Origin of the sequence: Streptomyces sp. NPDC059582, from assembly GCF_042735715.1 — a bacterium.
Lineage (GTDB): Bacteria > Actinomycetota > Actinomycetes > Streptomycetales > Streptomycetaceae > Streptomyces.
The window spans coordinates 1-26,353 of record NZ_JBHWCC010000086.1; the positions used below are offsets into that span (position 1 = coordinate 1).

General features: G+C 70.3%; 19 protein-coding genes and 3 pseudogenes. 16 read left to right on the forward strand and 6 right to left on the reverse strand.

Annotation, left to right across the window (positions count from 1 at the left end; translation table 11 throughout):
- Window positions 1-309 precede the first annotated feature (309 nt).
- Window positions 310-825, forward strand: a complete 516-nt coding sequence (locus tag ACFV0T_RS40075; protein ID WP_385790159.1) for an SUKH-4 family immunity protein — start codon at window positions 310-312, stop codon at window positions 823-825.
- Between the two features lie 108 nt (window positions 826-933).
- Here the strand turns inward: ACFV0T_RS40075 and ACFV0T_RS40080 are convergent.
- Window positions 934-1,426 (reverse strand): annotated as a pseudogene (locus ACFV0T_RS40080) (IS5 family transposase); the annotation flags it as partial.
- A gap of 317 nt (window positions 1,427-1,743) precedes the next feature.
- Here ACFV0T_RS40080 and ACFV0T_RS40085 point away from each other — a divergent pair.
- Together ACFV0T_RS40085 and ACFV0T_RS40090 are read left to right on the forward strand one after the other, a co-directional pair.
- On the forward strand, window positions 1,744-2,478 hold the full coding sequence (locus ACFV0T_RS40085; protein WP_385790161.1) for an SAVMC3_10250 family protein: 735 nt from the start codon (window positions 1,744-1,746) through the stop codon (window positions 2,476-2,478).
- Window positions 2,479-3,220: 742 nt separating this feature from the next.
- Window positions 3,221-3,796: pseudogene (locus ACFV0T_RS40090) on the forward strand (IS5/IS1182 family transposase); the annotation flags it as partial.
- A 227-nt stretch (window positions 3,797-4,023) separates the two neighbouring features.
- On the opposite strand, the gene ACFV0T_RS40095 reads toward ACFV0T_RS40090, so the two are convergent.
- Window positions 4,024-4,278, reverse strand: a complete 255-nt coding sequence (locus ACFV0T_RS40095) for a hypothetical protein (protein WP_385790162.1) — start codon at window positions 4,276-4,278, stop codon at window positions 4,024-4,026.
- An 86-nt stretch (window positions 4,279-4,364) separates the two neighbouring features.
- The gene (locus ACFV0T_RS40100) at window positions 4,365-4,760 is read right to left on the reverse strand and encodes a hypothetical protein (protein ID WP_385790163.1); all 396 of its coding nucleotides are present in this window, start codon (window positions 4,758-4,760) and stop codon (window positions 4,365-4,367) included.
- A gap of 171 nt (window positions 4,761-4,931) precedes the next feature.
- On the opposite strand from ACFV0T_RS40100, the gene ACFV0T_RS40105 reads away from it, so the two are divergent.
- Window positions 4,932-5,162: a hypothetical protein gene (locus ACFV0T_RS40105; RefSeq protein WP_385790164.1), complete on the forward strand. Its 231-nt coding sequence runs from the start codon at window positions 4,932-4,934 to the stop codon at window positions 5,160-5,162.
- Window positions 5,144-5,356 (forward strand): response regulator transcription factor, encoded by a 213-nt coding sequence (locus ACFV0T_RS40110; protein WP_385790166.1) that lies wholly within the window; start codon window positions 5,144-5,146, stop codon window positions 5,354-5,356. The genes ACFV0T_RS40105 and ACFV0T_RS40110 overlap by 19 nt, the downstream gene beginning before the upstream one ends.
- Before the next feature lie 411 nt (window positions 5,357-5,767).
- Here the strand turns inward: ACFV0T_RS40110 and ACFV0T_RS40115 are convergent.
- Both ACFV0T_RS40115 and ACFV0T_RS40120 read right to left on the reverse strand, forming a co-directional pair.
- Window positions 5,768-5,946: pseudogene (locus ACFV0T_RS40115) on the reverse strand (IS110 family transposase); the annotation flags it as partial.
- Window positions 5,947-6,119: 173 nt separating this feature from the next.
- The gene (locus ACFV0T_RS40120; RefSeq protein ID WP_385790167.1) at window positions 6,120-6,458 is read right to left on the reverse strand and encodes a hypothetical protein; all 339 of its coding nucleotides are present in this window, start codon (window positions 6,456-6,458) and stop codon (window positions 6,120-6,122) included.
- A gap of 209 nt (window positions 6,459-6,667) precedes the next feature.
- Here ACFV0T_RS40120 and ACFV0T_RS40125 point away from each other — a divergent pair, with 209 nt between their 5' ends.
- From ACFV0T_RS40125 to ACFV0T_RS40155, 7 genes are all read left to right on the forward strand, one after another.
- Window positions 6,668-10,546 (forward strand): hypothetical protein, encoded by a 3,879-nt coding sequence (locus ACFV0T_RS40125; protein WP_385790169.1) that lies wholly within the window; start codon window positions 6,668-6,670, stop codon window positions 10,544-10,546.
- A gap of 205 nt (window positions 10,547-10,751) precedes the next feature.
- Complete coding sequence (locus tag ACFV0T_RS40130) at window positions 10,752-11,183, forward strand: Rrf2 family transcriptional regulator (RefSeq protein ID WP_385790170.1); 432 nt, start codon at window positions 10,752-10,754, stop codon at window positions 11,181-11,183.
- Window positions 11,184-11,271: 88 nt separating this feature from the next.
- A complete protein-coding gene (locus ACFV0T_RS40135; protein WP_385790172.1) occupies window positions 11,272-12,018 on the forward strand; it encodes an SDR family NAD(P)-dependent oxidoreductase in 747 nt (248 codons plus the stop codon).
- A gap of 166 nt (window positions 12,019-12,184) precedes the next feature.
- Window positions 12,185-12,436 (forward strand): hypothetical protein, encoded by a 252-nt coding sequence (locus ACFV0T_RS40140; RefSeq protein WP_385790174.1) that lies wholly within the window; start codon window positions 12,185-12,187, stop codon window positions 12,434-12,436.
- 201 nt (window positions 12,437-12,637) lie between these two features.
- On the forward strand, window positions 12,638-15,124 hold the full coding sequence (locus ACFV0T_RS40145) for a Pls/PosA family non-ribosomal peptide synthetase (protein WP_385790175.1): 2,487 nt from the start codon (window positions 12,638-12,640) through the stop codon (window positions 15,122-15,124).
- Window positions 15,125-15,762: 638 nt separating this feature from the next.
- Window positions 15,763-16,125: an SsgA family sporulation/cell division regulator gene (locus tag ACFV0T_RS40150; RefSeq protein WP_385790177.1), complete on the forward strand. Its 363-nt coding sequence runs from the start codon at window positions 15,763-15,765 to the stop codon at window positions 16,123-16,125.
- An 843-nt stretch (window positions 16,126-16,968) separates the two neighbouring features.
- On the forward strand, window positions 16,969-17,802 hold the full coding sequence (locus tag ACFV0T_RS40155) for an alpha/beta hydrolase fold domain-containing protein (RefSeq protein ID WP_385790178.1): 834 nt from the start codon (window positions 16,969-16,971) through the stop codon (window positions 17,800-17,802).
- Window positions 17,803-17,967: 165 nt separating this feature from the next.
- Here the strand turns inward: ACFV0T_RS40155 and ACFV0T_RS40160 are convergent, their stop codons facing one another.
- Entirely contained in the window at window positions 17,968-19,299 is a 1,332-nt protein-coding gene (locus ACFV0T_RS40160; protein ID WP_385790180.1) for an aminotransferase class I/II-fold pyridoxal phosphate-dependent enzyme, read from the reverse strand.
- 672 nt (window positions 19,300-19,971) lie between these two features.
- Here ACFV0T_RS40160 and ACFV0T_RS40165 point away from each other — a divergent pair.
- The 4 genes from ACFV0T_RS40165 (at window position 19,972) to msrB (ending at window position 26,286) form a co-directional block, all read left to right on the forward strand.
- Window positions 19,972-22,776, forward strand: a complete 2,805-nt coding sequence (locus tag ACFV0T_RS40165) for an ATP-binding protein (RefSeq protein WP_385790182.1) — start codon at window positions 19,972-19,974, stop codon at window positions 22,774-22,776.
- An 866-nt stretch (window positions 22,777-23,642) separates the two neighbouring features.
- Window positions 23,643-24,116 carry a VOC family protein gene (locus ACFV0T_RS40170; protein WP_385790184.1) on the forward strand — a complete coding sequence of 158 codons (474 nt, stop codon included), beginning with the start codon at window positions 23,643-23,645 and terminating at the stop codon, window positions 24,114-24,116.
- 226 nt (window positions 24,117-24,342) lie between these two features.
- Entirely contained in the window at window positions 24,343-25,773 is a 1,431-nt protein-coding gene (locus tag ACFV0T_RS40175) for a dihydrolipoyl dehydrogenase family protein (protein ID WP_385790185.1), read from the forward strand.
- A 105-nt stretch (window positions 25,774-25,878) separates the two neighbouring features.
- On the forward strand, window positions 25,879-26,286 hold the full coding sequence (gene msrB / locus ACFV0T_RS40180) for a peptide-methionine (R)-S-oxide reductase MsrB (protein ID WP_385790187.1): 408 nt from the start codon (window positions 25,879-25,881) through the stop codon (window positions 26,284-26,286).
- The last annotated feature ends 67 nt before the right edge of the window (window positions 26,287-26,353 follow it).

The following is a 26,353-nucleotide window of genomic DNA, read 5'->3' on the forward strand; positions in this document are numbered from 1 at the left end:
AACTTCGCCCGAGCACGGTTCACTTCATGTGCATCCACACCCCTACACATGCCCCCGACTAGGACCGACACACGGACATAACGGAGTCCTACTAGATCCGTGCACGGGCCCGAGCAGCCCGGTGCGCAACCATTTCCGGGGGTCCCCGACCGGCCCCGCCCCGTGGCCGTGCCCCGTGCTCGGGGCTCGACCCGGAGGTGGGACTCGGTGCGTCACCGGTGCCGTCGGCCGGCTACGCGACCGAGCCCTCGCTGGCCCTAGGTTCGATCCAGCGGATCACGGTCGTAGGTGGATGGCAGAATCCGCGGCATGGACGAGTACATCACCGGGACCGTGCTGTGGCGCCCCTACGAGCTGACGATGGTTCGAGCTGCCGGCGTGAGTCCTGAGGTGGAGCCGGCGCTGGCGGATCCGGGGCTTCCGGACGACTGCCACTGCATGTTCGTCCGCGATGCCGCGCTGGAGCTGCAGGCTCGTGACCTGCCCTGCGGGCCTGCCGTGTGCCTTGGCGTCTTCGAGGACGGCGTCAACTCCTACTGGCTCGCGATCCACTCGGGCGAGGTGTGGATGGCTTACGGATACGACGGCGGCCCCCAGCGCTTCGCCCTGGTCAACTCCTCTGTGGGCGGCCTGCAACGACTGCTCCGACTGTGGGACTCCTTCGTGCGGTCCGGCCGGAGCGAGGACGACGAAGACTACGAGGACTACGTTGCCGAGCTGATGCTCCAGGCTCAGCAGCAGGATCCGGTCGCGTTCGGCGACGAGGACGGTTGGTGGTCGCGGGTGTTGGAAGAGGTCGAGCTGGGCGTCCTGGGCCCCGAATGACGGGGGCCGAGCCTCACTGCCTGAGCCACAGGCGGATCGAGGCCACGGTCACGGTTCCGCTGAAGACGAAGGCGCGCTTGTCATAGCGGGTGGAGACGGCTTGGGCTGTCGCCCAGGTGTGATCAGCAACGCCGGCGGTCGGCGTCCGCCCTCGCCTGCGAGGTGGATTTTGCAGGGCAGCTCGCCCGGGAGCGTCCAAGTCCTTCGTCGGGGCGGTGCTGCCGGGGCGTTGGTCTTTTTTCGGGACTCGCGGACGTCTACGCGGTGCACCCGCCGCATGCTGGTGGGCACGGCACGAAGTCGAGTCGACGCCGACCATGCTCCAGTCCACACAGCCCTGGGCGTCGGCGTCCGCCAGGACGGGCTGGAAGATCCGGTCCCAAGTACCGTCCGCCGACCAGCGCCGATGCCGCTCGTAGACGGCCTTCCAGCTCCCGAACCGCTCTGGCGGATCCCGCCGGGGAACTCCGCTCCGGACACGGAACAGGACCCCGTTGATCACGAGACGGTCATCGCGCCGGCGTCCACCGCGACCACCCGACCTCGGCAGATGCGACTCAAGCCGCATCCACTCGTCATCGGTCGGATCTCCCCGCCCCATGACCACGACCACGACCACGATCCCATCGTCAGGCAGTCACAGATCCCCCGGACTGAACCTATTCGGGGGCGCAGGCGCGGACGAGGAGAATTACGAGTGACGAGCGACGCGCCCCACACTCGACAGCCTGCTGCACGGTGTCCTGGTCTGGCTCACCGAGGGACATCGGCCAGATCAAACACGCCGAGGACTCCCGTGTCTCCGGCGCGGAGATCATCCGTCCGTGGGCTGCCGACGGATCCGGCGTTCGTGAGCGCCGCCGTGTGCGACAGAGCCCCATTCCCTAGAATTGGGCCAGTCGACGTGGGGGTGCGCCAATGCAGGAATTGATCTACCTGTCCGACGCCAAGCTGCGGCAGTTCGTCCCCGAAAGGCGACGTCGGACACGGATCGGACGTCGGCTCACCGCACTGCGACTGAACGCGTCGGCGCTGGCAGTTGGGGGCAGCCTGGAGTTGGATCTGGCCGAGGTGAGCGCTGCCTCGGGGAGCAGGGAACGGCTGCCTGATGTGATCAAAACAATCGAGGAACACGCGCTCTGGTACCAGGATCCGGACGTCCAGACCGGTCGCTGGGTGTACTTCGAAGCGCCGTTCAACGTCGCCGGCGCCAACGGACAGATCTACAAGACCGTCCTGTTCATGGATGCTCCGGCGGCGAGTGGAGACGAACAGACACACCTGAGCGGCGTTCGCCTGCTCCTGCACGGCAGCCCAGATCACCTTCTGAGGCCCGTGCCAGAGACGGACATAGTCGTGTACGGCGTGTCAGGCAGCCTGTTGTCGTCCCTGATCCACGAAGTGGTCGAAGACCCGCTCCCCAACGCTGACAACATCAATGCGCCCCACGCGCCGAGGGAGCCTCTGAGGGATGTGAGGCGAGGCGTCTGCAGGGCCCTTGATGTGAGCAACCGCTTCCCCGAAGGCGCGGCTTGGATGCGCGGGTACGCGCGCGTCACCCTCGCTGTCGGTCCCGATCCCGCTCGCCAGGTGCCGTATGCGCAGGTCCTCGCCACGCCGCTGTACGTCGAGTACGCGCACGACCTACCGTGATGGGACAGGCCATGCGCGGGCGAACAGGCAGCGTCGAGCGAGGGGTCGTCAGCTGCTGACGTTCCTCTTGCTCGTCAAGCAGCTTGGAGCCCATCGGATGCCGACGGGCTCGCTCCGGCCGGGACGGTGCGCCGCCGAACTCCCCCACGACGAGGCGGGCATCCGCAACAGCCGGCTTGTGGCAGGCCGTACCTCCGCCAGGAGATGACCAGCACGCTGTCGCCGACCGACCTGGTCGCCGGTAGCGCCGGGGCAACGACCCTGACCTAGCTGGTGGCGCTGAGCAAGCACGTCATCCTCATCCCTGTGCCGGCCGGCGTCAGCCGCGTTGGCCAGCTGGTCCACGCCGAGGCGTACACGCGTCGCCATGGGGGACGCTGCCGCGTCATACAGAACGCCGACCGCCTCGCCGACCGCGCCACGCCCGTCGAGCCGGCCTGCACCTGCCCGGCGCCCACGCGCGTTTCTGCCGTCCGGACCAGGCCGTGATCCATCAGGCGTCAGCCGCATCGCCGGTGAGACCCTGTCCCCACCGAAGCCTTGCATCTCGTCCAGCGCCGAACCCCTCGGCCTGCGCCGGCCACCGCCGGAACACTCCGAAGCCGGTGTAGTACCAGGACACGTCCGGGCTGCTGATGTCGTCCTCTCCTGGGAACGGAACGAGCCCCGCATGTCCTCCTCGTTGACTGAGCCCACAGGATCGGCCTGAGGAAAGTACGACGGCAACTGAAATGCTCTCGTCGTGTCAAGTGTGATCAGGGCGTCGGAGCCGTCCTGGAAAAGTCCGTTCATCGGGCTGAGCCCGCATCAGTTCGGCAACCCGATCACAGCGTTGCGGCGTGAGGGCGCGGATCCGGTGCGCAGGGGCAGGCCGTGGACCCTGTCGCTTGAGAGCCGGGTGTTGCTGGTCGCTGCGTACTGGTGCACCGACCTCACACTGCGCCAACTCGCCCCATCGTGCGGGATGTCGAAGTCCGCGGCCGGCCGCAACATCGACGACCTCGGCCCGGCGCTTGCGCTGCAGGAGCGCAAGAGGTTCCGCCGGGACACCGTACTGATCGTGGACGGCATCCCGGTGCCCACCCGCGACCACACCGTCGACGAGCAGTCGAAGAATTGCCGGTACTCCACCAACCAGCAGGTCGGCAAAGACATCGACGCCCGGCCCGTCGTCGCCGTCGGCCGGCCACTTCCGGGTAACCGCAACCACTGCAAGGCATGGGACTTGTCCGGGGCGAAGGCCGCCGTCGGCCGCGCAACGGCGATCGCCGACGGCGGCTACGGGGGCACCGGCCTAGACATCCCGCATCTCCGCGAAGCGGCGGCCGCATGGCAGTCACGTGCACCAATGCACGTCACATCGCGTCGCACGGAGGGTCGAGGGGGGCGGCCGCGGGACCGATCGGTGCCGTAGCGGCACGCTCTCCACGGCAGAGGCCCCGTCACTCGAAATTGGGTGACGGGGCCGAGCCCGAGCCCGAGAGACATGAACTTGCCAACCGCGCGCTCGTACTGGCCTCCCACGGCTGGTGCGCCGTGCATCGGTCAAGAGTTGGCAGCGGCGAGCCACGTCTGAATGTGGGACTGAATCACGCCGATGAGCTCGGGGTGCTTGTAAAGATAAAAGCCGCCGCCGAAGAGGATCAGCAGGCCGAACACGTTGCCCCTGGCCGACGAGTGCGAAGCATGCGATCCGCGGATGTGCGCGTCGCGAGCGCGGGCCGCGTTCTGAGCGGCGAGCTGACTGGCTTGCTGAGCTTGCTGAGTGGCCCGCTGTACCGAGCCCGGGTCGATCGGCATGAAAACCTCCCAAGTTGCATACATGGATGTGACGAGGAGTTCGGGGAATGTCCGGCAAGTGGCCGGGGCGGAGACGTCCGGGCGTGTCACCGGAGGGCGGATTCGGGAGCGGGGCGGGACAGGACGAAGGCGATGGCGATCACGCTGGCGATCACGGTCACCGCGGAGATGAATACGACGCTGGCCGGGATGCCACTGACGTAGAACGCGGGGAGAGAGAGGATCACCGACAGGGTCCGCGATCCGGCGACGACGCGGGCGCCGATCCGGTGGGCGGTGCGCCAGGCGTACACGGCGGCGATGGTGGTAATGAGGCCGAGGCCTACGCCGGCGATGAGGATGGCCGGCGGCGGGCCTGGGGTGTCCCCGTCCTGTGCCGGGACGAAGAAGACACTGGTCACGTCCAGGAGGCCCAGGGCGGTGGCCATGAGGAGGCCCGCCTTGTTCTTGCCGGTGAGAGACGCTGATCCGGTCTGGCTCATGTCGGTCTGCCTGTTCTGGACGAGGGGGCCGGCTGCTCCCCGGTGAATTGAGCATCCGGCACGCGCCTCGGGGAGCGCGAGAGTGCTATTTCCCGGGCAGCCGGGAGGATTTCCCTGTTTCCCGGGAGGTATGGCCCCTCGCCGGGAAGTGAGGTCGTCCATCATCGGGACATGGCCTCGGCTACCGGCCCGATCCGGGTGCTCGTCGCCGACGACCCCCGTCGTCCGACGCGGCACGCCGGCGCGCGCGGCTTGCTGCTGAAAGGCGCCCAGCAGGAAGAGATCCGCACCACGATCCGATCAGTGGCTGCCGGGCAGTTCGTCGTCGCACCCCTCGTCGCCGCCCTCTTGATCGGACATCTCGAGGAACGCCCGAATCGGCGGTGCCATGCGGCGACCTGACATCCCGTGAACGAGAAACCCTCGATCGTGTCGCCCCAGGTCACAGCTACAGCAAGGTCGCGACCGACCTTGGACTCGCTTCCAAGACCATCGCGAACCGCATGTCGACGATCTTCACCAAGCTGGGTGTGGCCGACCGAACGGCGGCCTCATCCTCGCCCGCCGGGAGGGCCTGGCGCGACGTCCTGCCCTGACACATGAACGCCTGGCGCGGCCGCGGCCTGCGCTGGTACCTCGCCTCCCAACTCATCCACCACCTCAGCGCCTACACCCTCATCAACCTCAACGACCCGTCCGCCACATGGAACAGCCGGCAGCCTCAAACCCGCCCTTCCCACGACGCCCCCGGCAGCCACGCCAGAGGAGATCCCGCTGCGTCCGCCTCCATCGTCCAACCGATTCCGCCGCCAGCGGGGGCCATCATCGAAGCGGACTCCCCCGGTTGAAGTCGCCACCAGCACCATCCCGAATTCGACGCAGCCGCCGCGTTGGGAACGGACCCGATGGAACTGACGACTCAACAGTTGCCGCGCGATTCAGCGGACGTCGCCTCCGGGGCGGGCGTCGTCGCCCCGGAGAAGGTGCATCGTGCCGCCTTCGTGGGCCCTCGCGTCAGTCTTGGCCTCGCCGGGGTAGAGGTCGGCGATCCGTCGCCTCGTCAGGCCGGGAGGTCGCGAGGGACATGGCTGCCCGTTCACCTGCCTGCCGGCGGCAGGGCCCCGATTGAGGCCGGCTGGTCGACCACGACCAAGACCATTCCGAAGGATTTCTGAGTCGCCTCGGTCGCCGGCTGGAGCCGTTCATAACGGCTGGTGCCGATCAACCGCTTCAGGAGCGAGTAGGCGACGACAGGGACGGGAAAGTGGGAAGCTTCACCTCACCGGTAAGCGGGATATCCGGAAGGGGTGACGGGCGGCGACCGGGCAGTGTGTACGGCGTCACCGTTGGCAGCGGACGTCACGGGCAGACGGGCGGCAGGATCGCCAGCAGGCCGACCACCGTCAAGAGGGGCCCTGTCGTGGCCAGTCCGGTGGCGAGGCCCTGGCGGGCTGACTCCCAGGTGTTGTCACCGCCCCGGTGGCTGAGCCACCCCGTCAGCAGTCCCACGAGCAGCCCCACGACGACGACCAGCCACAGGTAGGGGAACAAGACCATCAACCGGTCCGCCGGCTCGGGTCGCGGGCAGACGGGCGACCCCTCGCCGACGGCGAACGCGGCGTCAGGCTGACAGAGAGTGAGAATATGGGCCGCGAACGTCGTGACCAGAACTGTCCGGCGCAGCATGGGGCTTCGCATGGGTGTCCTCCGTAGGTCGGCAAGGACGCCTGCCTCTCGGCGTCCGGACTCCATGGCGCGCCCATCCGGCGGCTCCGGTGCGCACCCGGCCACGGATGACGCAGAACCTGCAGGCCGGAGCGCGGCGCCGGTTTTCCGGCCGGATCCGGCAGAGCGGTCCGGGGTGCGGTAGAAACGGGCACACGGCTGCCGGCGAAGGGGAGGGACGGATGCCCGGTGGATTCGCGTCGGCTCTGACGCGGCTGTGGGAATTGGCGGGCTGTCCTCCGCTGGACACGGTCAAGGGCACCAGCAGGTCGTCGCTGAGCGACTGGAAGAACGCGAAGGTGGTTCCGGACAAGGCCGGTCCTCTGGAGAGCGTCGTCGTCGACCTGCGGCGCAGGGCCCTCGATCGGGGCAGGGCTGGCCGGCTCTCACCCCAGGAGCATGTCGAACTGGCCGAGTTGGGCGTTGAGCATCTCGAGGCGATGCGCGGTGAGGCCCGCCGGCTCAGCGCCCCCGGCCCCGGCAGGGAGGAGCTGGAGAGGCTGCGCCGGCTCAGCGAGGAGGCTGTCGAGGACGCCGGCCTTCTCATGCGGCCGAACGGCCGCTTCCCGCGTGGGATCACCCTGGCCGACCTGCACGTCACCAGGCGTGCGGAGCAAGCCGTTCTGGACCGAGCGCAGGAGACCTGCGCCCAATTGATCGTGGGCGAGCCGGGGTTCGGCAAGACGACCGTGCTCTGGAGCCTCTATCGCAGGCTTGCCGAGCAGGCCGGCACGGAGCCCTTCTTCGTCAAGGCCTCGTCCCTTCTGGACTCCCTCAAACCGGCCCCCGACCGGCCTCCCACCGCACTGGGTGTGCCGGACGTGGCCAGCGCGCTCGCCCACTGCACGACCCACGCCACTCCGGTGCTGCTCGTGGACACGCTGGACCTCCTCATGCACAGCGCCGACGGAGCCGCACTGGTGGCACGGCTCATCGACGCGGCGCGTCGGCAGGGTGTGTCGGTGGTCATGACGTGCCGTCCGGGTGAGGCCAGGCTGCTGCCTTTCGACGACGCGGACGAGACCGAGAGCACCGCCCGCGATGCCTTCCTGCGTCCGCCGGTACGGCTGGGTGCCTACAGCGTTTCCGAGCGGGCCGAGGCGGTGACCCGCCACAGCCGGGTCTACTGTTCCGACGCCCTGTACGGGCCGTCCGCCGCCGATCGGCTGACGGCCGACATCATGGGGGCGGTATATCAGGATCTACCGCTTCGCGAGGTCTGCGACAACCCGCTGACCTTGCGCATGCTGTTCGATGTCTACGCTCCCGACCCGCCCGTCCAGGATATCGACATCGCCTCCCTGTACGACCAGGTCCGCCGACAGCGCGTCGAGCAGGACAGCAGGGCCGGTCAGGGGAGCGCCCCGCTGAGCTCCGCCGCCTCCCGTGATCTCCGCCCCATCGCTCGGGCACTGGCCCGCTACATGCTGGCCGCCAACGAGCTGGAGGTCGACCTGCCTCTCGTCGGCCACCATCTGGAAGAGCTGCTGCCCGGAGTGCCGTGGGAGAGGATCGTCGCCGACCTCGACGAACTGGAGCGACGAGGGGTCATCTCGACTCTCACGGGCACAACGCGGGTGCGGTTCTTCCACCAGACCTTCTTCGAGTACATGGCCGCCGACTGGCTCCGCGCAGCAGGCCGCGGCCCGGAACTCGTCGCGCGGATGCTGGCCAATCCCACCGACCTCGTCCTGGCCGCCGTCGCCGGCCAGCTGGTGCCCCGGGAGGCCCCGGGGGCCGCCGACCGGCTCCTGCTGCCTCTGCTCGACGACGACCGCACCGTGGCTCTCGGCCTGGACCTGTATGCGCGTTTGCGTGGTCTCGGCAGCACCGCGGAACCGGCCCGTGAGCGCCTGCGAAGCCTGCCGGCGGAGCCCGTCAAACGCTTTCTCGTCGTTCTCCCCGGTTTCCGGCACCCCCGCGCGGAACGCTGGATCGAGGACCTGACGGTGGTGTGGGAACGCGGCGAGCAGTCCGACGACGACGGCCGGGCCGTACGCATTCAGCTGCTGGAGGCGGTGTGCCGCCTGCTCCGCCGGCACCCGGCCGCTGCGGTCGGGCTCCTCGACGACCTGGACTGTATGACGTGGCTGCTGGCCTGGCAGACCCAGGAACTGCGGTCGCACGACCATCTGTATCTGCGGCTCCTGCGCGCGTCGTTCCCTCACGACCCGGCCTGGGCACTGGACCAGGCGGAACGGTTTTGGCACAAGTTCGGCGCCGCACGGGTCACGCAGAGTCTGGCCGACCTGGTAGGCATGGTGAGCGAAGAGACCCACCGCGGCCAGGGTCGGTCCTGGGCGAGCCGGGTACGCCGCCGGGCCCTCGACCGCTTCGTCCGGCTCCTGGACACCGCCGCCCCCGATCTCCTCGGTGCCGAACTCACCGCCCTCGAGGAGGCACTGGGCGCCTTGTGGGGCGCCGTCATGGAGGAGGAGCCGACGGCCCCGCTCCACGAACTGCTGCGCCAGGCCGTCAAGGACGATCTCAGCACCCCTACCGGCCTGGCGAGACTGTACGGTGCCGGAGTTCTCGCGGCCCGCCTGCACCAGTCGGGGGCGGAACAGTTCACCGACACGCTGCTGGCGCTCGAGCATCCGCGGGACCAGTCCGCGGCCCTGGACATGGTGATCGTGCCCACGCTCGTCCGCTCCGGGCGGTCACGGACCGATGGTGCCCGCGAGACGTACCCCTTCGCCGAGGCGGTCCATGACAGGTGCCGTGAGGCACTTCTGCAACTCCCGGCCTCCGCCTACCAGGGCAGCCGGCGCACGCTCTCGACCCTCTTTCGAGAAGCCGTCGGCCGGGCTCGCCCAGACGCCGCGGTGCTCCTCGGGCTGCTTCCCGACGACGTGCCGCAGGATCTGTGGCTGGACTCGGCGGGCCTGGCCAAACTCGTGGTGCCCGCGGCCGCGGCGGGTCACCCTGGGGCCCGGCTGGCTCTTCATGCCTGGGCCACCGATCCCGAAGTCCACGCCGCGTGCACGGCCGACCCGCAGACACGCGGGGCTCTGGCCACCGACTTCGCGGGATACGTGGGCAGCCGTCCCGACCTCCTGGCCTACCCCGTGGACGAGGCCATGCTCTCCGGGGACACCGACCTGCTCGTCGTGGTCCTGGACCAGGCTGGTTCGGCCACGCACGGCCTCGTGCGGTCCTACGAGGAGCCGTTGCGGAACCTGGTACAGCGGCTGAGCAGCGCGGGTGGACAGGACCGCCGACGTCAAGGGCACCGATTGTGCCGTGCCTTGGTGGAGAACGCCGGATGGCAGCCGCCGGCTGGTGCCACGCTCGCCGACGAACTGCGCGACGCGGGCCATCCACTCGCCACGTCCTTGCTCGAACTGGTCCGAGCCGCTGCGGTGACGGGACGTTGGGGTCCCGTCGACGCCCAAGCCGTCATTCCGGCGCTGCGCAAGGTGGTCGCCGGGCAGGGCGGGGGCGAAGGCCGGTACGCGTTTCCCACGACGGCCCGCCATGTGCTCACGAAGGTCGTATGCCGCCTCGCGCCCGTCGAGGAACCCGGCCGGGCGGAGCAGGTGACCGGCGAACTGCTGGAGCTGATCATGCCGGCCACCCAACAGGAGGGGCGGCTGGTGACGGAGGACATCAGGGAACTGGGCAGACTCATCGAGCGTGTTGCCCCGCTGCGACCCGAGACCGCCGCAAGCCTGCTCATGACCATCTCGAAGGCTCTGCACGCGTATGACGCACGCCCCTCCAAACCCAAGCGGGAGATCGCCAACCGCTGGAGCGTTCCCCTGCGCGTGCTCCTCGCGCACCTGGGCAGCGGCAAACGCAAGGCACTGATGCTGGAACTGGTCGAGCAGGACGTGGCCCTCGCCCGCCGCGCCATCGAAGTGTTCGCCCAGCAGCAGGAGACGTCCCCGTCCGATCCGCCGACATGGTTCAGGGAGCTGGCCCACCGGTCCGACCTGTCACCCGTCCTGAGGCAGGCGGTGGCCAACCGGCTGCGGATCCACGCGCGGACCCGGTGCGGCGGCCCATGGCCCGAACTGCTGAGCCGGGGCGCCCGGACGGACCCACAGGTGAGCGTCTGACCCGGTACCTGTCCGGGCCGCCACCCCAGTTCCCGCGAGATCCCCCGCGCCATCGGCCGCACCGATGCCGGCGACGCCGCCCTCTTCACGTCCCGCCAGTGACCCGGCCGGCCACCGAGCCAGGCGGCGTCGTTCCCCTCGCAGGGCTTGCCCGACTCCGTCGTAACCAGTACGGTTACTTCATGACCGGAGGTGAGGTGAGGGTATGAGCGCCAACAGCAGACTGACTGTCGCCGCGCACGCCCTGACCTGGATCGGCCTGTATCAGCGCCGTGGCCACGTGGTCGCCACATCCGAGCAGATCGCAACGAGCGTCAACACGAATCCAGTGGTGATCCGCCGCCTGCTGGCCCAGCTGCGTACGAGCGGTCTGGCCGATTCACGCAGAGGCGCCGGCGCGGGCTGGACGCTGTCGCGGGACCTGTCGGCGATCACCCTGCTCGATGTCTACGAGGCGGTGGAGCCGGGGCCGGTCTTTGCCCTGCACCGTGCCACGCCCGACCCTGAGTGCGTTGTGGGCCACGGCATCGGGCCGGTCATGGCCGACGTCTATGACGGGGTCGAGGCAGCCCTGCGCAAGGAGCTGGCGAAGACCACGCTCGAGGACGTGCTGCGCGACGTACTGAAGGCCGCCTAGCTCCGGGCTCTCCGCCTGCGGCTCGGCGCTTCTCGCGCCCAAAAATGTAACAAACATAGTTACGTCAAGACTGATCCGGGAGGATCTCATGGGACAGCTGGACAACAAGATCGCACTGGTGACCGGGGCCTCCACCGGGATCGGTCTGGCCACCGCCCGCCGGTTCGCCGCCGAAGGAGCGACCGTCTACCTGACCGGTCGCCGCAAGGCCGAGCTGGAGGCCGCCGTCGAGCAGGTCGGCAGCCGCGGCATCGGCATCCGGGCGGACGCATCCGATCTCGACGACCTCGACCGGCTCTTCGCCGAGATCACCGAGCGCAGCGGCCGGCTCGACATCGTCGTGGCCAACGCCGGCGTCGGCGACTTCGGCCCGCTGGGCGAGATCACCGAGGAGGAGTACGACCGCACCACCTCCATCAACCTCAAGGGCACTATCTTCACCGTCCAAAAGGCGCTGCCGCTGCTCCCGGCCGGCGCCTCGGTGATCCTGCTCTCCTCGAGCGCGGCCCTGCGTGCCACACCGGGCCTGGGCGTCTACGCCGCGACCAAGGCCGCGATCCGCAGCCTCGCCCGCACCTGGGCCGCCGAACTCGCCGGCCGCGGCATCCGGGTCAACGCCCTCACCCCCGGTCCTGTCACCACCCCTGGCGCTGACGAGCTGCGGGCCGCGATCCCGCAAGGCGACCGGACCACCGAGTCCGCCGCGCCGACCCCGCTCGGCCGCATCGGGCATCCCGACGAGGTCGCGGCCGGCGCCCTCTACCTGGCCGGGGACCAGAGTTCCTTCACCACCGGCGCTGAACTGTTCGTCGACGGCGGTGCCACCCAGCTGTAGGCCGAGACGGACCGCAGGGACACGTGCGGCGAACACTGTGTGCCGTACCGGCAAGAAGCGCCTACCTGTGGGACATCGGCACAGGTGACCTGCGCACTCCCTGATGAATCGGTCTCGATCAATGCCATCTGACGTCCGACCGAGGTGTCGGGGAGGGAGGCCATCCGTGTCCGTGACAACTTCCTTGCACACGCCCGCCGTTGCGGGTGAGGTGACAGGAAGCTGGTGCGTATGCGGCATTCGCAACCGACGCGGGCTGATCGTGCGGGTGGTGGACGCCCTGTGCGCCACCTTCCTACTGGTGGTCGGTGGTGGCCCCGCCGTGGGGGGGCCACCGGCCGGCAACCGGATGGCGACCTGGAACACGCAGCGGCCCTCCGGCCGCTGGACCGCTGCGCGCGAGGTGGCGACGGCGTGAGCGGCTCGGCCGCCGGCATGTGGTGGTCCGTGACGGTGGCGGGCGACCGCTGGCCTTCATGCCGCGTCCAACCCGTCTTCAGCCGGTCCGGCCGTCGAGGCCGCGCCGCGCCCGACCTCTTCGTCCCGAGGTACTGTCGTGAGTACCCACGACGGCGAATGCGCTGCTGCGGCGCCATCGGCGACCGGGGAGGCGATGAGCATGGATGCGCCAGTGGCCCGTACCGAACTGCTCCTGGCTGAGGTGCTGGCGGGCGTCCTGCGGGCGGAGCGGGTAGCGGTCGACGGCCACTTCTTCGACGACCTCGGCGCTGATTCGCTGGTCATGGCGCAGTTCTGCGCCCGGGTACGCAAGCGGGACGACCTGCCGACGGTGTCGATGAAGGACATCTACCAGCACCCGACGATCACGAGTCTGGCGGCTGCGTACGCGGACACCGAGTTCTCCCCGGTTGCGGGTCAGGCGCCGTCGGAAGGGCTGCTGCCCAACGCGGGGCGGGCTGTCGATGCGCCGTGGGGTGACACGGATGAATCGCGGCTCGGCGCTGTGCCGCATCTACTCTGCGGGGTGGCGCAGCTTGTCGTCTTCCTGGTCTTCTCGTCCGTCGGCGGCCTGGTCGCTATCGAGGGCTACGAGTGGGTCATGGAGGGTTCCAGGGCCGTCGACGTCTATCGGCGCGCGGTCTTGTTCAGCGTGCTGGTTTTTTGCGGCCTGTGTGCGCTTCCGGTTCTGGCCAAGTGGCTGCTCGTGGGGCGCTTCACCCGTCGCAGAATGCGGGTGTGGGGCCTTGCCTACCTGCGCTTCTGGTGCGTGAAGACCCTCATCCGGACCAGTCCGGCGCGGCTGCTCGCCGGGTCGCCGCTCTACGGGCTCTATCTGAGAGCCCTCGGTGCGCGCGTCGGGAAGGGCGTCACCATCCTTTCCCATACCGTTCCGGTCTGTACCGACCTGCTCTCCCTCGGTGACGGCGCACTCATCCGCAAGGATGTCCAGCTGTCCTGCTACCGAGCGCGCGACGGCTGGATCGAGATGGGTCCGGTCAGTCTCGGCGCACAGGTGATCGTCGGCGAGCAGAGTGTGCTGGAGATCGGCACGGCGATGGGCGACGGCGCCCGGCTCGGCCACGCCTCGTCCTTGCAGTCGGGCCAGCGTGTTCCGGCCGGCGAGTCCTGGCACGGCTCCCCCGCCGAGGCGACGACGAGCTACTACGCCACTGTCCCGCCCGCCGCGTGCGGCACCCCGCGCAGGGCGGTGTACAGCCTGGGCCAGCTCGCGGCCATGGTCCTGGTGTATCTGCCTCTGTCAGTGGTCGGCCTGAGCATCGTGTTCTCCGTGCCGCTTCTGGACGCGGTGCTGAGCCCGCGGTCGCCGGCTCTGGGGAATCCCGCTTTCATCCTGGATGCCGTGATGGCTTCCCTGGTGGCCTTCTTCGGCGCCCTGCTCGTGGGTCTCGTCCTGGTGAGTACCCTGCCGCGTCTGCTCAGTCGGGCGATCACGCCGGGCAGGGTCTATCCGCTGTACGGCTTTCACTACGGCATCCAGCGAGCACTGCTGCGGCTGACCAACATCAGGTTCTTCACCACCCTCTTCGGGGACAGTTCCGCGATCGTGCACTACCTGCGTGGTCTGGGCTACGACCTGTGCAACGTCCAGCAGACCGGGTCGAACTTCGGCTCGATGGTGAAGCACGACACCCCCTACCTGAGCACGGTCGGCAGCGGAACGATGGTGGCCGACGGCCTGTCGATCATCAACGCCGAGTTCTCCAGCACGTCGTTCCGCTTGTCCAGGACCGCGATCGGGCCCAACAATTTCGTCGGCAACCACATCGTCTACCCCGCCCGCGGCCGCACGGGCGACAACTGCCTCCTTGCGACCAAGGTCATGGTTCCCGTCGACGGGCCCGTACGCGAAGGCGTGGGGCTGCTGGGCTCGCCCAGCTTCGAGATTCCGCGCACCGTGATGCGCGACACCAAGTTCGACTCCATGGCCACCGGCGAGGAACAACGACGACGGCTTGCCGGCAAGAACCGGCACAACGCGCTCACCGCGGGCCTTCACCTGCTGGCGCGATGGTTCCACTTCGTCGTCCTCGCCGGCATCGCCACAGTCGCCGTCGATCTCTACGCCGTCCACGGTGTGTCGGTGCTGGCCCTGGCGAGCCTGGCCAGCACCGTGTTCACGGTCGTCTTCTTCACTCTGGTCGAGCGGGTGGTCACCAGTCTCCGTCCGCTGAAGCCCCTGTTCTGCTCGATCTACGACCCCGACTTCTGGATGCATGAACGTTTCTGGAAACTGACATCCCATCGCTATATGCAGGCTTTCAACGGCACCCCGTACAAGGCCCTGGTCTGGCGGCTGCTCGGAGTGAAGGTCGGCCGCAGGGTTTTCGACGACGGCTGCGCGCTCATCGAGCACACCCTGGTGTCCATCGGAGACGACTGCACCCTCAACGCTTCGAGCGTGATCCAGACGCACTCCCAGGAAGACGGCGCCTTCAAATCCGACCGCGCCACACTCGGCCGGGGCGTGACCCTCGGCGTCGGAGCGCTCGTCCACTACGGCACAGTCGTAGGTGATCAAGCGCAACTCGACGCCGACACCTTCCTGATGAAGGGCGAAGAGGTTCCGCCTGGTGCGCGATGGGGCGGCAATCCGGCCGTGGAGAGCGGGTACGTCAGCGGATGAGACCGGCCGCATGGTGTGCATCCCGCTCCATCGATGGAGTGGGATGCACACCATGCAGGCCAGAAGGTCCTGTTGACCTGAGTGTTCGAAGTGGGTGCCTGATGTGCGCTCGCGGTGACGCTACAGCGCAGCCTGCCGCCCCAGCCGACACCACCCGAGAGTCTGGAGGTCGCCACCCGCCACCAACCCGCCGGAACCTGGCCGACCTCGGCCTCTCGCCCGCCCAGGTGCTGCAACGCCGCGACAAGATCACCGCCGGTCTGGACCCCTAGGTCGCTACTCGCATCTACGCCGAATACGACCCGCACAGCGACCGGTGCCACCGAATCGCCGCAGCCGGACGTCTGCCCCCTTTTTGGGTGAGCCGCGCACCGGACGGCCGCCGCCGCGACACCCCTGTCATCGCTCCCTTGGGCGACTGTCGTGTGTCCCGCTGCTTAGAACCGGTCCATAGTCAGCTTACTGATGCCCGCGGGCGCTGAAGAAGCCAGGCTGAGGGAAGTTCTCCCGTTCCTGAAAGGGGTCTCATGCCTCACCAGCAGCCAGGCCTTCCCGCTGCTCAGCGGCCTGTCAACCGTACGCGGTCGCTGTCGTTGCGGCTCGACCGGATCCTGTGTCCGTCGATACGCATCCCGCTCGTGGCGGCATTCCACTACACGCAGGCCGACCCACTGGCCGTGCGGGTGGAACTGCCCGCGCCCGAGGGCGGGAGTGTCACGTGGATGGTCTCCCGCGATCTGCTCTTCGACGGCACCGAGGAGCCCAGCGGGACGGGCGACGTACGGCTGTGGCCGTCGGTCGCCGGCCCGCGCCGGGTGGTGCATCTGAGGCTGGACGTCCGCGGTGCGTCGTGCCTCTTCGAAATGGATCTGGGGCGGCTGCAGGACTGGCTGCTGGACACCTTCGAGCTGGTCCATCCCGGCACGGAGTTCGACCAGGTGGACTGGGACGCGGTCACCGCCGCCCTGCTGGATGGCGAACAGGGTCCTCCCCGCCGCTGAGGATTCCCGTCTGCCCGCCGGGCCGAGGACAGGTGGGGGCAGCCTCCGCCAGTGCCGCCAAGGACCGCCGGAAGGCTCCGGGAGGCCGGCGGGGCAGGCACACCTGCGGGATCCGGCCTTCCTCCTGCGGCCGTCGTCACGAGCCACACTCGGATGCTGCACGGCGCCCTGCCCGTCGAACGGGCTCTGCATGCTGCTGGAACTCGGCTACGGCATCCTGACCCCGTTGCTGATGCGTCTTCAGGCGCACGGACTGATCCGGCGCGAAGGTCACGTGGACGACGGGCGTTGCGGATCACTCTCACCGAGGACGGCAGCCAGTTGCGCGAGCGCGTCCGCGCTGTCCCGGCCGCGGGGAGGCGGTGGGCTTCGCCGAGAAGGAGACCAGGGACGCGAAGGCCCTTCTCGATCGGCTGCACACCAACATTTCCGCAGCCGGCTGACACCCCTCCACCTGCCCCGTCGCCTTCCTGCCGACGGCGCCGTCTGAGCTGGCGCTCCGTCACCGGATCTCGGTAACTGGCCCCCGGCGTGGGCCGAAAGCGTTCCGCGAGTCACCGCCGGGGTGGCGAAGTCACCGTCACATGACTGATGCACGGACGTCCTCACCCGGGTGGAATCGCATACAGATACCCGTCGATGTACGGCTCCTGACGACCGTACGGAGGCCGGCGGTGAATCCCGTGCCCGGCGGGGTGTCTCGTCTAGGAGAGTGCGATGTCTGATCACGTCTTGCCGCCAGAGGAACGGGGAGCCGAGCCGACAGCCTGCGAGCCGGCCCCGCCCCCGGTCATGGCGTCGCGGTCGGGCAGCGGACGGGAGCACGGCACGCGGGAGCCGGACGTGCCTCAGCATGGCGGCCCCGGCAGGCCGGAAGCGGAAGCGAAGTGGGTCGCCGTCTCCGGCGGCCCCAAGGGCAGCGTCGCCGTACGTATCCTGCGCCCCAAGGGCGCCGCCGGTCCGCTGCCCGCGGTGGTGTACGTCCATGGCGCCGACCGCGTTACGGGCCTCGCCCACGACCGGCTGGTGCGCGAGCTGGCCGTAGGCGCGCACTGCGCCGTCCTCTTCCCCGACTACACACCGGCTCCCGCGGCGGGCTACGGCCTCGCCCTGGAGGAGTGCTACGCGGTGGCTCGATGGGTCGACAGCCACGGAGCGGGCTACGGCATGGACCGCACACGGCTGGCCGTCGCCGGTGACGCGGTGGGAGGCGGCATCGGCGTGGCGCTGGCGCTGCTGGCCAAGGAGCGCGGGGACTTCTCGTTCACCCAGCTGCTGCTGCTCTATCCCCTGCCGCCCGAGGACCGCGCGGATCCCGCGTCCTTGTCCCCTCGGTCCGGCAGCACGTCGTTCCCGCACAGCCCGTCCCCGCGTGCCGAGGGACTGCCTGTGCACAGCGGCGGGGTGCTGCGGGCCGCCGGGCAGCGTCCGGCCGGCCTGCCCGCGGCAACCGTCGTCACCGCGCAGGCGGACGCCCCGCGGGACGAGGGCGGGGCGTACGCCGCGGCGTTGCGTGCCGCCGGTGTGGCCGTCACGACGGTGCGCTGCGGCAGCGGGTCGCTGGACGACCTGGTCAGACCGGGGGGATCGCTGCCGCCGGGACGGGCGGGGGAGGCTGCGGACGTGATGGCCCGGGTCGTCGCCGCACTCAGGTGCGCTTTCGCCGCCGGCCGCTGATCCGGCCGGACCTGCGCCGGCGGCCGACGACACTCGATCGCCGGCCCGCCGGTGATCACACCACGCCCGCCGCATGGTGGCCCGTGGCGGGGCCGCGGCGGGAGAGTTCACCGCCCGGTCCGGCTTCTGCGTCGGCCGCAGCCGGAGTGACCACCGCGCGCCGCGTCAGCCGAAGCGCGCGGCAGGCCGTGGGCGGACCGCGGCGGTGACGGCGTCGGCGAGGCCGGGCACGTCCTGAACGGTGAGCGAGGACACGGTGATCCGGATGCCGGGTACGGAGTCGAGGCGAAATCGTGCACCCGGGGCGACGGCCCAGCCGGACTGCAGCAGCTGGGTCACGGCCCCTGTCTCGTCGGGCACCGGTACCCAGACGTTCATGCTGCTGCGGCCGTGCGCGGCGACGCCGCGGTCGGCGAGCGCCTGCACGAGGCCGTCGCGGCGTGCCGCGTAGGAGGCCGCCACGGCCGGGATGTCCAGCGTCTGGGTGCGCCAAAGGTGGGCGACGGTGTACTGGAGCAGGTGGCTGACCCAGCCGGGGCCGAGGCGGTATCGGCCGCCCACCCGGTCGGCGGTGACGGGGTCGCCGGTGAAGACGGCCAGGCGCAGGTCGGGTCCGTAGGCTTTGGCCGTCGAGCGGACGAACATCCAGTGCCGGGTGCTGCCGGCAAGCGGGTGCAGCGGCAGTTCGGTCAGTCCGTAGGCATGGTCGTCGTCGATGACGAGCACCTTGGGATAGTCCTGCAGGACGGCGCGCAGCTCGCCGGCGCGCGCGGCGGAGACGCAGGCACCGGTCGGGTTCTGGCCCCGGCCGGTGACGATGAGTGCACGCACACCCTTGCGCAGGGCCGCCTCTACCTGGTCCGGGAGGGGGCCCTCGTCGTCGACGGCGACCGGGGTCGGCCGCAGCCCGAGTCCGGGCAGCAGGTCGAAGAGACTGCCCCAGCCGGGGTCCTCCACGGCCACCGCGTCACCGGGCCGCAGATGGGCGACGAGGGCGCGTTCGATGGCGTCGAGCGCTCCTGCGGTGAGTCCGACGGGGCCGCCTGGGACCCCGTCCGCGTCGAAGGCGGCGCGGGCCAGGCCGCCCAGTCCGGCGTCGAGCGGAGCCTGCCCGTACAGCACCGGCTGTGCCGCGTGGCGGGCCGCGGCCTCGGCCAATGCCTCGCCGAGCGGGGGGAGCAGCGCGATGTCCGGATTGCCGGTGGACACGTCCCGCACCCCGGGCGGCACCTCCGGGCCGATCGCGTCCCGCACGGTGGTGACCGGGCGCTGGCGCACCCGGCTCCCGCGCCGGCCCGCGGTCTCGATCACGCCGCGGTCGCGCAGGCGCCGGTAGGCCGCGGCGACGGTATTGGGGTTCACGGCGAGCTCGGCGGCGAGCTCGCGGTGCGGCGGCAGCAAGGCACCCGGCGCGAGCACACCCTGCCCGATCGCCTGTTCGATACTCGCCGCGATCTCCGCCGCGCCCTGCCCGCTGAACGTGTACTCTCCAACCACAAACCTCATTATGCAATAGTGCAAAAGGATTCACCATCTCCGCCTCACCACCCGTCAGCAGCGGCGCCCGCCCCGCGGCTGACCGCACCGTCCCGGCCCGCGGCGCGCACGCCGCCCACCGGGAACTGGTGCACGCGATCCCCGACGCGGGCCGCTTGCGCCCACCTCGGCCTCGCTGGCAACGGCCCGCCCGGCGTCCCGCCGTCCCGTCTGCCGCCGGCACACAGGAAAGGCCGGCCGCCGCCGTCCTCGTCCGCGGCCCGCACGAGGTCTCGGCCGAAATGCCCGACGCGGGCCCCGGCGGCGACCCGGGGATCACGGCCTGTCGCACTGGGGTCGGCACAGCGCCCGTGAGGCACGCCTCCGGCACACCGGGGCCGGCCGACGGCCCCGCCCCGTCCACCGGCGTCCCGGACTCCCTCACGGCACGCTGACCCCCCTCGGCGGTCTCCTGCGCACCCCTCCCCCACTCCCTTTCCCCCGGCGGCGGCGCACGGCAGGGCCCGCCCGGCCGCCGCGTACCGCCTCGGTCCGGTCCGTGACCACGGGCCTGTGCCGACGCGCGGGCCTTGGGCCACACCCTGACCAACCCGTGGTGACGCCCCGCGGCGCACAGTCCCCTCTCGGCGGCTCACCCCTTTTCCCGGGCCGCGAACAGCACTGGAGCATGTAGTGATCCACAGCGAGTCCGGCACACGCCAACACAGCGATCCCCTCGTCGGACGCGACGACGACCTGCGACGCGTCCGCGATCTTGTGGGTCTGGGGGCCGGCGGCGGGGCGCTGCTGCTGCTGGGGGACGCGGGCGTCGGCAAGACGGCCGTGCTCGACGCCGTCACCAGCGCCGCCCACACCGACGGCACGCGGGTCTTGCGCGCCGCCGGTGTGGAGTTCGAGGCGAACTGCAGCTACTCCGGCCTCAACCAGATCCTCTTTCCCTACCAGGACGCGATCGGCGACCTGCAGGCACCGTTCCGCGACGCCCTCCGGGTGGCCCTGGGCTTCCAGGGCGGCTCCCCGCCCGAGCGGCTCGTCGTGTCCAACGCCGTTCTGATGCTGCTGCAGACGGTGGCGTCCGGCAGCCCGCTGCTGCTGGCCGTCGACGACCTCCACTGGATCGACCGGGCCAGTGCGGCCGTTCTGGGCTTCGTCGCACGCCGCGTCAGGGGCATCCGCATGAGCTTCCTCGCCGCGTCGCGGGCGGGCTCGGACAGCCTCCACGACCGCGGCACCCTGCCCGAGTACTGGCTGGCACCCCTGGACGAACAGGCGGCGGCTCATCTGGTCACCACACGGTTTCCGCATCTGGTCGCCAGTGCTCGCGGGCGCCTGCTGACCCTGGCCCACGGCAACCCGCTGGCTCTGCTGGAACTGCCCTCCGCCCTTCCGGCCATGCGGGTCCCGGGCCTGGACGACCTGCCCGCCGTGCTTCCGCTCAGCCAGCGTCTGGAGAGCGTGTTCGGCTCCCGCGTCACCGAACTGCCCCCGCCCTCGCAGCGGCTGCTGCTGCTGGCGGCACTGGAGGGCGTGGGCGATCTCGGCGTACTGCAGGCGGCCTCCCGGCAGACCGACGACGGCTACGACCTGGACGACCTGGCACCCGCCGAACGCCGCCAGCTCGTGTACATCGACGAGTCCGCCCGCCGGCTGCGGTTTCGTCATCCCCTCATTCGCTCGGCCGTGGTGGAGAACTCCACCAGCACCGACCGGCGGGCCGTGCACGCGGCGCTCGCCCAGGTGCTGGTGGACCAGCCCGAGCGCCGCGCCTGGCATCTGGGCGAAGCCACGCTGGAACCGGACGAAGACGTCGCCGCCTTCCTCGAACAGGCCGCGCGCATCACCCTGCACCGCGGCGACGCCGTGGGCGGCATGCGGACACTGATCCGCTGCGCGGACCTCACCCCGCCGGGCCCCGACCGCAGCCGCCGGCTCGCCGAAGCCGCCTACGTCGGTGCCGAGTCGACCGGCTCACTGCCCAGCGCTCGGCAAATCCTGGACGACGCCCTGCACACCGCTCCGGACGAGGACAGCTCCCTGCACTCCGCGGCCGCCACCGCCCTGCTCGTCCTCAACGGCGACGGAGACGTCGAGACGGCCCACAGCCTGCTGGTGTGCGCCATCGAGACCGCACCCCACGGATACGACGCCGGGAACAGAGCGCTCGTCGACGCGCTCCACACCCTCGCACTCGTCTCCTTCTTCGGTGCCCGGCGCGAATTGTGGCTGCCCTACTACCAGGCGTTGGAGAAACTGACACCGGCCGTGCCTCCCGTACTGTCGGCCCTGGGCAAGACCTTCTCCGACCCCGCCCGCACCGGCGCCCGCGCGGCACCGGAACTCGACCTGCTCGTCACAGGACTCGCCCAGGCCGACGACCTCGTCCACGTCACCCGGACCGGAACCGCCGCCCTCTACAGCGACCGCCTCTCCGACATCCGCGAACCCGCCTGGCGCGTGGTGCGCAAGGGACGCGACGGCGGCCCGGCCCGCCGCTACCTGTCCGCACTGATCCACCTCTGCCTGGACGACTACCTCACCGGCCAGTGGGACGAAGCCGCCCAACTCGCCGACGAGGGACTCCAGCTGTGCGACACCCACGGCTACAACGCCTTCGCCTGGTACTTCCTCTACATCCAGGCCATCCTGGCCGCCGCCCGCGGCCACGCCGACACCGCCCGGGCCACCGCCGAGCGGATCATCCACTGGGCCATGCCCCGCAGCGCGCTGTGCGCGGCCCACTACGCCCACCACGCGGCCGCTGTCGCAGCCCTGGGACAGGGCGACTACACCGCCGCCTACGGCCACGCCCACGCCGTCAGCCCGGCAGGAAGCCTCGCCTCACACGCCCCGCACGCCCTGTGGCTGACACTGGACCTGGTCGAGGCCGCCATGCGCACCAACCGGCACACCCAGGCCGCCGACCACGTCCGCGCCATGCAAGAAGCCGGCACAGCCGCGATCTCCTCACGCCACGCCCTGCTCGCCGAGGCGTGCGCCGCCTTGAGCGCCATCGACGACGACGCCGCACTCGCCCTGTTCACCACCGCGCTGGCCACCCCCGGTGCCCAGCGGTGGCCGTTCGACTACGCCCGTGTCCAGCTCGCCTACGGCGAGCGGCTGCGCCGTGCCCGCGCCACCGCGGAGTCCCGGGGCCCCCTCAGCGCCGCACTGTCCACCTTCATCCACCTCGAGGCCGCTCCCTGGGTGGACCGCGCCGAAAGCGAACTGCGAGCCGCCGGCGCCGGCAAACGGCGAACCGACGCCCCCAAAGCGCACACCCTCACCCCCCAGGAGACCGAGATAGCCCTCCTGGCCGCCTCCGGCCTGACCAACAAACAGATAGCGGAACGCCTCTACGTCTCCCACCGGACCGTCGGCGCGCACCTCTACCAGATCTACCCGAAACTCGGCATCACCTCCCGCGCCATGCTCCGCGACGCCCTGGAGCACGCCGCCCCGCCCGAGACCCAGCCCTGACGACACCCCCGGCACGCCCCGCATGTGCGACACGCCGTGAGCACTCCCCGTCCGGTCGGCGCGTTTGTATCGGCGGCGGTCAGACGAGACGCATCTGGTCGTCGAAGAGCTGAAGGTCCATCGGGGAGTGTGTGAACAGGGTCTTCAGGACTGGTATTCAGGACTGGTATTCAGGACTGCCGTATCACGGGATGCCCGGCCATCACCCGCCGCGAGTACCTGCCAGGCCACGCGGCCGCCCTCGACAGTGCCTGACCCGCAGCGCGGCCGGATCCAAAAGCCCCTCCCGGCGCCGCCCGTTTTCGGCGGCAGCCTCGCGCAGAAGCCCGGTCACGGACCGGCCCACGGCCCACCCAGCAGGCCGGCCGAACCGTTCCTGCGCGGCTTGCCCCCACCCCGTCACCCGGCCCTCCCCGTCGATGAGGAAGAGCACGTCATCGTCCGGCATGCGAAAGCACCTCCGCGCCCATCGCGGGCTCACCCCCCGACAGGCGTGAAGTCCGGCCGGGCCCGCTCCCACCAGGGCTTTCACCCAGCATTAGGGGAAAAGCCATACCTCCGAGTTGTCGGACACCGTCGTGCCGGCCGCCGGGCGGGCGTGTAGCACGGCGCGTGCATACCCGTCCTCGGAGATAGCTTTGTCACACTCTCATCGCACTCGATTACCTTGTGCACGAGTTAAGTGCGGGGTAGGTTTCCAGGCATAGAGCGAGCCGTATAGCCCGGCCGGCCATCCCCCGCCCCGGGCGTTCTTCGCCCCCGGCCGCCCGGCCGCCCGGAGAAGGGCCACCGCTCCGCCGGCCACCCCCGCACTCCGCCGGCAATCGCGCCGGCACCTCCCGCCAAGGAAAGCGAAGGACACCTCCATGGAACTGAAACTCGAGCTCCTCGTGCTGCCCGTCTCCGACGTGGATCGGGCCAAGGCCTTCTACGAGCAGCTGGGCTTCCGCCTGGACATCGACCACACCGCCACCGACGACTTCCGCGCCGTGCACTTCACCCCGAACGGATCGGAGTGCTCGATCATCTTCGGCGAAGGCCTGACCACCGCCGCCCCCGGCTCCGCCCAGGGCCTCTACCTGATCGTCTCCGACATCGCCGAGGCCCACGCCGAGCTCACCGCCCGCGGCATCGAGGTCAGCGACGTCTTCCACGACGCCGGAGGCCTCCTGCACCACGGCCACCACGACGGCGGCGTCAGCCACGACGGTGAGGGCCAGCAGCGCCTGCCCGGCCTGCACCCCGAACGCGCCTCCTACGGCTGCTACCTCACCTTCAGCGACCCCGACGGCAACGGCTGGGTCCTCCAGGAGGTCTCCCAGCGCTTCCCCGGCCGCTGACACCACACCCCCACATCGGCGGGCCGCCGGCCGCAGCCGCCCTGTCCCGCCAGAGCCCGCCGCCGCCCGGTACCAAACCGTGCCGGGTGCTGCCGGGCAGTCATCCCGCAGCACCCGGCCACAAGGACCTGCGGCCGCCTCACCTCACAGCCCGCCCTTCCCCGGCCCCGCCCGACACGGGCCGGCCCGGTGCCGGTCAACATCCCCTCCACGAACGGACATCTGTATGAGAGAGACCACCTGTACGTACGACGTGATCGTCATCGGCGCGGGACCGGTCGGTGAGAACGTCGCCGAACGCACCCGCGCCGCCGGCCTGAGCACCGTGATCGTGGAGCGCGAACTGCTCGGCGGTGAGTGCTCGTTCTGGGCCTGCGACCCCAGCAAGGCACTGCTGCGCCCGGTGGTCGCGCGCGCCGACGTCCGCCGCGTGCCCGGCCTTCGCCACGCGGCCGCCGCGCCACTGGACGTCGCAGCCGTCCTCGCCCACCGCGACAGGATGGCCTCCTACTGGAAGGACGACGACCAGGCCGACTGGCTGGACTCGGTGGCCGTAGACCTCGTCCGCGGCCACGGCCGCCTCGACGGACCCCGCAAAGTCAGCGTGCACACCCCCGAAGGCGACACCGTCCGCCTCACCGCACGCCACGCGGTCGCCGTCTGCACCGGCAGCGGCCCGGCCCTGCCCGCCGTCCCCGGCCTGGACACCGTACGGCCCTGGACCAGCCGTGAAGCCACCAGCGCCGCCAACGCCCCCGGACGCCTCGCGGTGGTCGGCGGCGGCGTGGTCGCCGTCGAGATGGCCACCGCCTGGCAGGCCCTCGGCTCCCAGGTCACCCTCCTGGTCCGCGAGGACGAACTGCTGCAACGGATGGAACCGTTCGCCGCAGAACTGGTCACCGACGGACTGCGCGAGCACGGCATCGACATCCGCTTCCGGACCTCCGTCACCGCCCTCGAACGAATAGGCAGCGAGGTACGGATCTCCCTGACCGACGGCGGACAACTGACAGCGGACGAGATCCTGTTCGCCACCGGCCGCACCCCGCACACAGCAGACCTGGGACTGGAAACCATCGGGCTGCCCCCCGGCGACTGGCTGACCGTGGACGACACCTTCCGCGTCACCGGTATCACCGACGGCTGGCTGTACGCCGTCGGCGACGTCAACCACCGCGCACTGATGACCCACCAGGGCAAATACCAGGCCCGCATCGCCGGCGCCGTCATCGCCGCCCGAGCCAAGCACGAGCCGGTCGACGACACTCCCTGGGGCGCCCATGTCGCCACCGCCGACACCACCGCCGTGCCCCAGGTCGTCTTCACCCACCCCGAAGTCGCCGCCGTCGGCCTGACCACCCGCGCGGCACAGCACTACGGGCACCGCATCGAGGTCGTCGACTACGACCTCGCACACCTCGCGGGCGCCCACCAGTACGCCGAGGGATACCGCGGCCAGGCCCGCATGCTCGTCGACACCGACCGCAACACCGTCGCCGGCGTCACCTTCGCCGGACCCGGCGTCGCCGAACTCCTGCACTCCGCCACCATCGCCGTCGCCGGCGAGATACCCATCGACAGGCTCTGGCACGCCGTCCCCGCCTTCCCCACCCTCAGCGAGATCTGGCTCAGGCTCCTGGAAACCCACCGCGGCTGAAGCCCCGAGCCCCGGTCGCAGCCGCGCACGGAGAAAGGGGCCAACGAACAGCCGCGGCGAGCCGAAAGGCTCGTTCCACCACCACTTCGCACGTGAGGTTGCTTCATGTCATACGAGATCGAAAAGCCGGACCAGCAGTGGCGCGCAGAACTCACCCCGGCCGAGTACCGGGTGCTGCGGCGCGCCGACACAGAGATGCCGTTCACGGGCGAGTACGACAGCACCACGACACAGGGCGTCTACTCCTGCCGCGCCTGCGGCGCCGAACTCTTCACCTCCTCGGAAAAATTCGACTCCGGCTGCGGCTGGCCCTCCTTCTACGACCCGAAGGACACCGACGCAGTCGAGCTGGCCGAAGACCGGTCCTACGGCGCGGTGCAGACCGAAGTCCGCTGCGCCCGCTGCGGATCGCACCTCGGACACGTCTTCACTGGTGAAGGCTTTCCCACCCCCACCGACCAGCGCTACTGCATCAACAGCATCTCGCTGCGCCTGACGCCCGACACCGGCTGATCCCCACGAAGGCGCCGGGGCCCGCCCGGGCGGGGGCGGGGGGGGGCCGGCCGCGGACACCCCCGCG

Coding starts and splice junctions, on each gene's coding strand:
- ACFV0T_RS40135 (WP_385790172.1), top strand. CDS start 11,272: ATGGGACAGCTGGACAACAAGATCGCACTGGTGACCGGGGCCTCCACC.
- msrB (WP_385790187.1), top strand. CDS start 25,879: ATGTCATACGAGATCGAAAAGCCGGACCAGCAGTGGCGCGCAGAACTC.
- ACFV0T_RS40175 (WP_385790185.1), top strand. CDS start 24,343: ATGAGAGAGACCACCTGTACGTACGACGTGATCGTCATCGGCGCGGGA.
- ACFV0T_RS40125 (WP_385790169.1), top strand. CDS start 6,668: ATGCCCGGTGGATTCGCGTCGGCTCTGACGCGGCTGTGGGAATTGGCG.
- ACFV0T_RS40120 (WP_385790167.1), bottom strand. CDS start 6,458: ATGCGAAGCCCCATGCTGCGCCGGACAGTTCTGGTCACGACGTTCGCG.
- ACFV0T_RS40100 (WP_385790163.1), bottom strand. CDS start 4,760: ATGAGCCAGACCGGATCAGCGTCTCTCACCGGCAAGAACAAGGCGGGC.
- ACFV0T_RS40170 (WP_385790184.1), top strand. CDS start 23,643: ATGGAACTGAAACTCGAGCTCCTCGTGCTGCCCGTCTCCGACGTGGAT.
- ACFV0T_RS40145 (WP_385790175.1), top strand. CDS start 12,638: ATGGATGCGCCAGTGGCCCGTACCGAACTGCTCCTGGCTGAGGTGCTG.
- ACFV0T_RS40085 (WP_385790161.1), top strand. CDS start 1,744: ATGCAGGAATTGATCTACCTGTCCGACGCCAAGCTGCGGCAGTTCGTC.
- ACFV0T_RS40095 (WP_385790162.1), bottom strand. CDS start 4,278: ATGCCGATCGACCCGGGCTCGGTACAGCGGGCCACTCAGCAAGCTCAG.
- ACFV0T_RS40075 (WP_385790159.1), top strand. CDS start 310: ATGGACGAGTACATCACCGGGACCGTGCTGTGGCGCCCCTACGAGCTG.
- ACFV0T_RS40130 (WP_385790170.1), top strand. CDS start 10,752: ATGAGCGCCAACAGCAGACTGACTGTCGCCGCGCACGCCCTGACCTGG.
- ACFV0T_RS40105 (WP_385790164.1), top strand. CDS start 4,932: ATGGCCTCGGCTACCGGCCCGATCCGGGTGCTCGTCGCCGACGACCCC.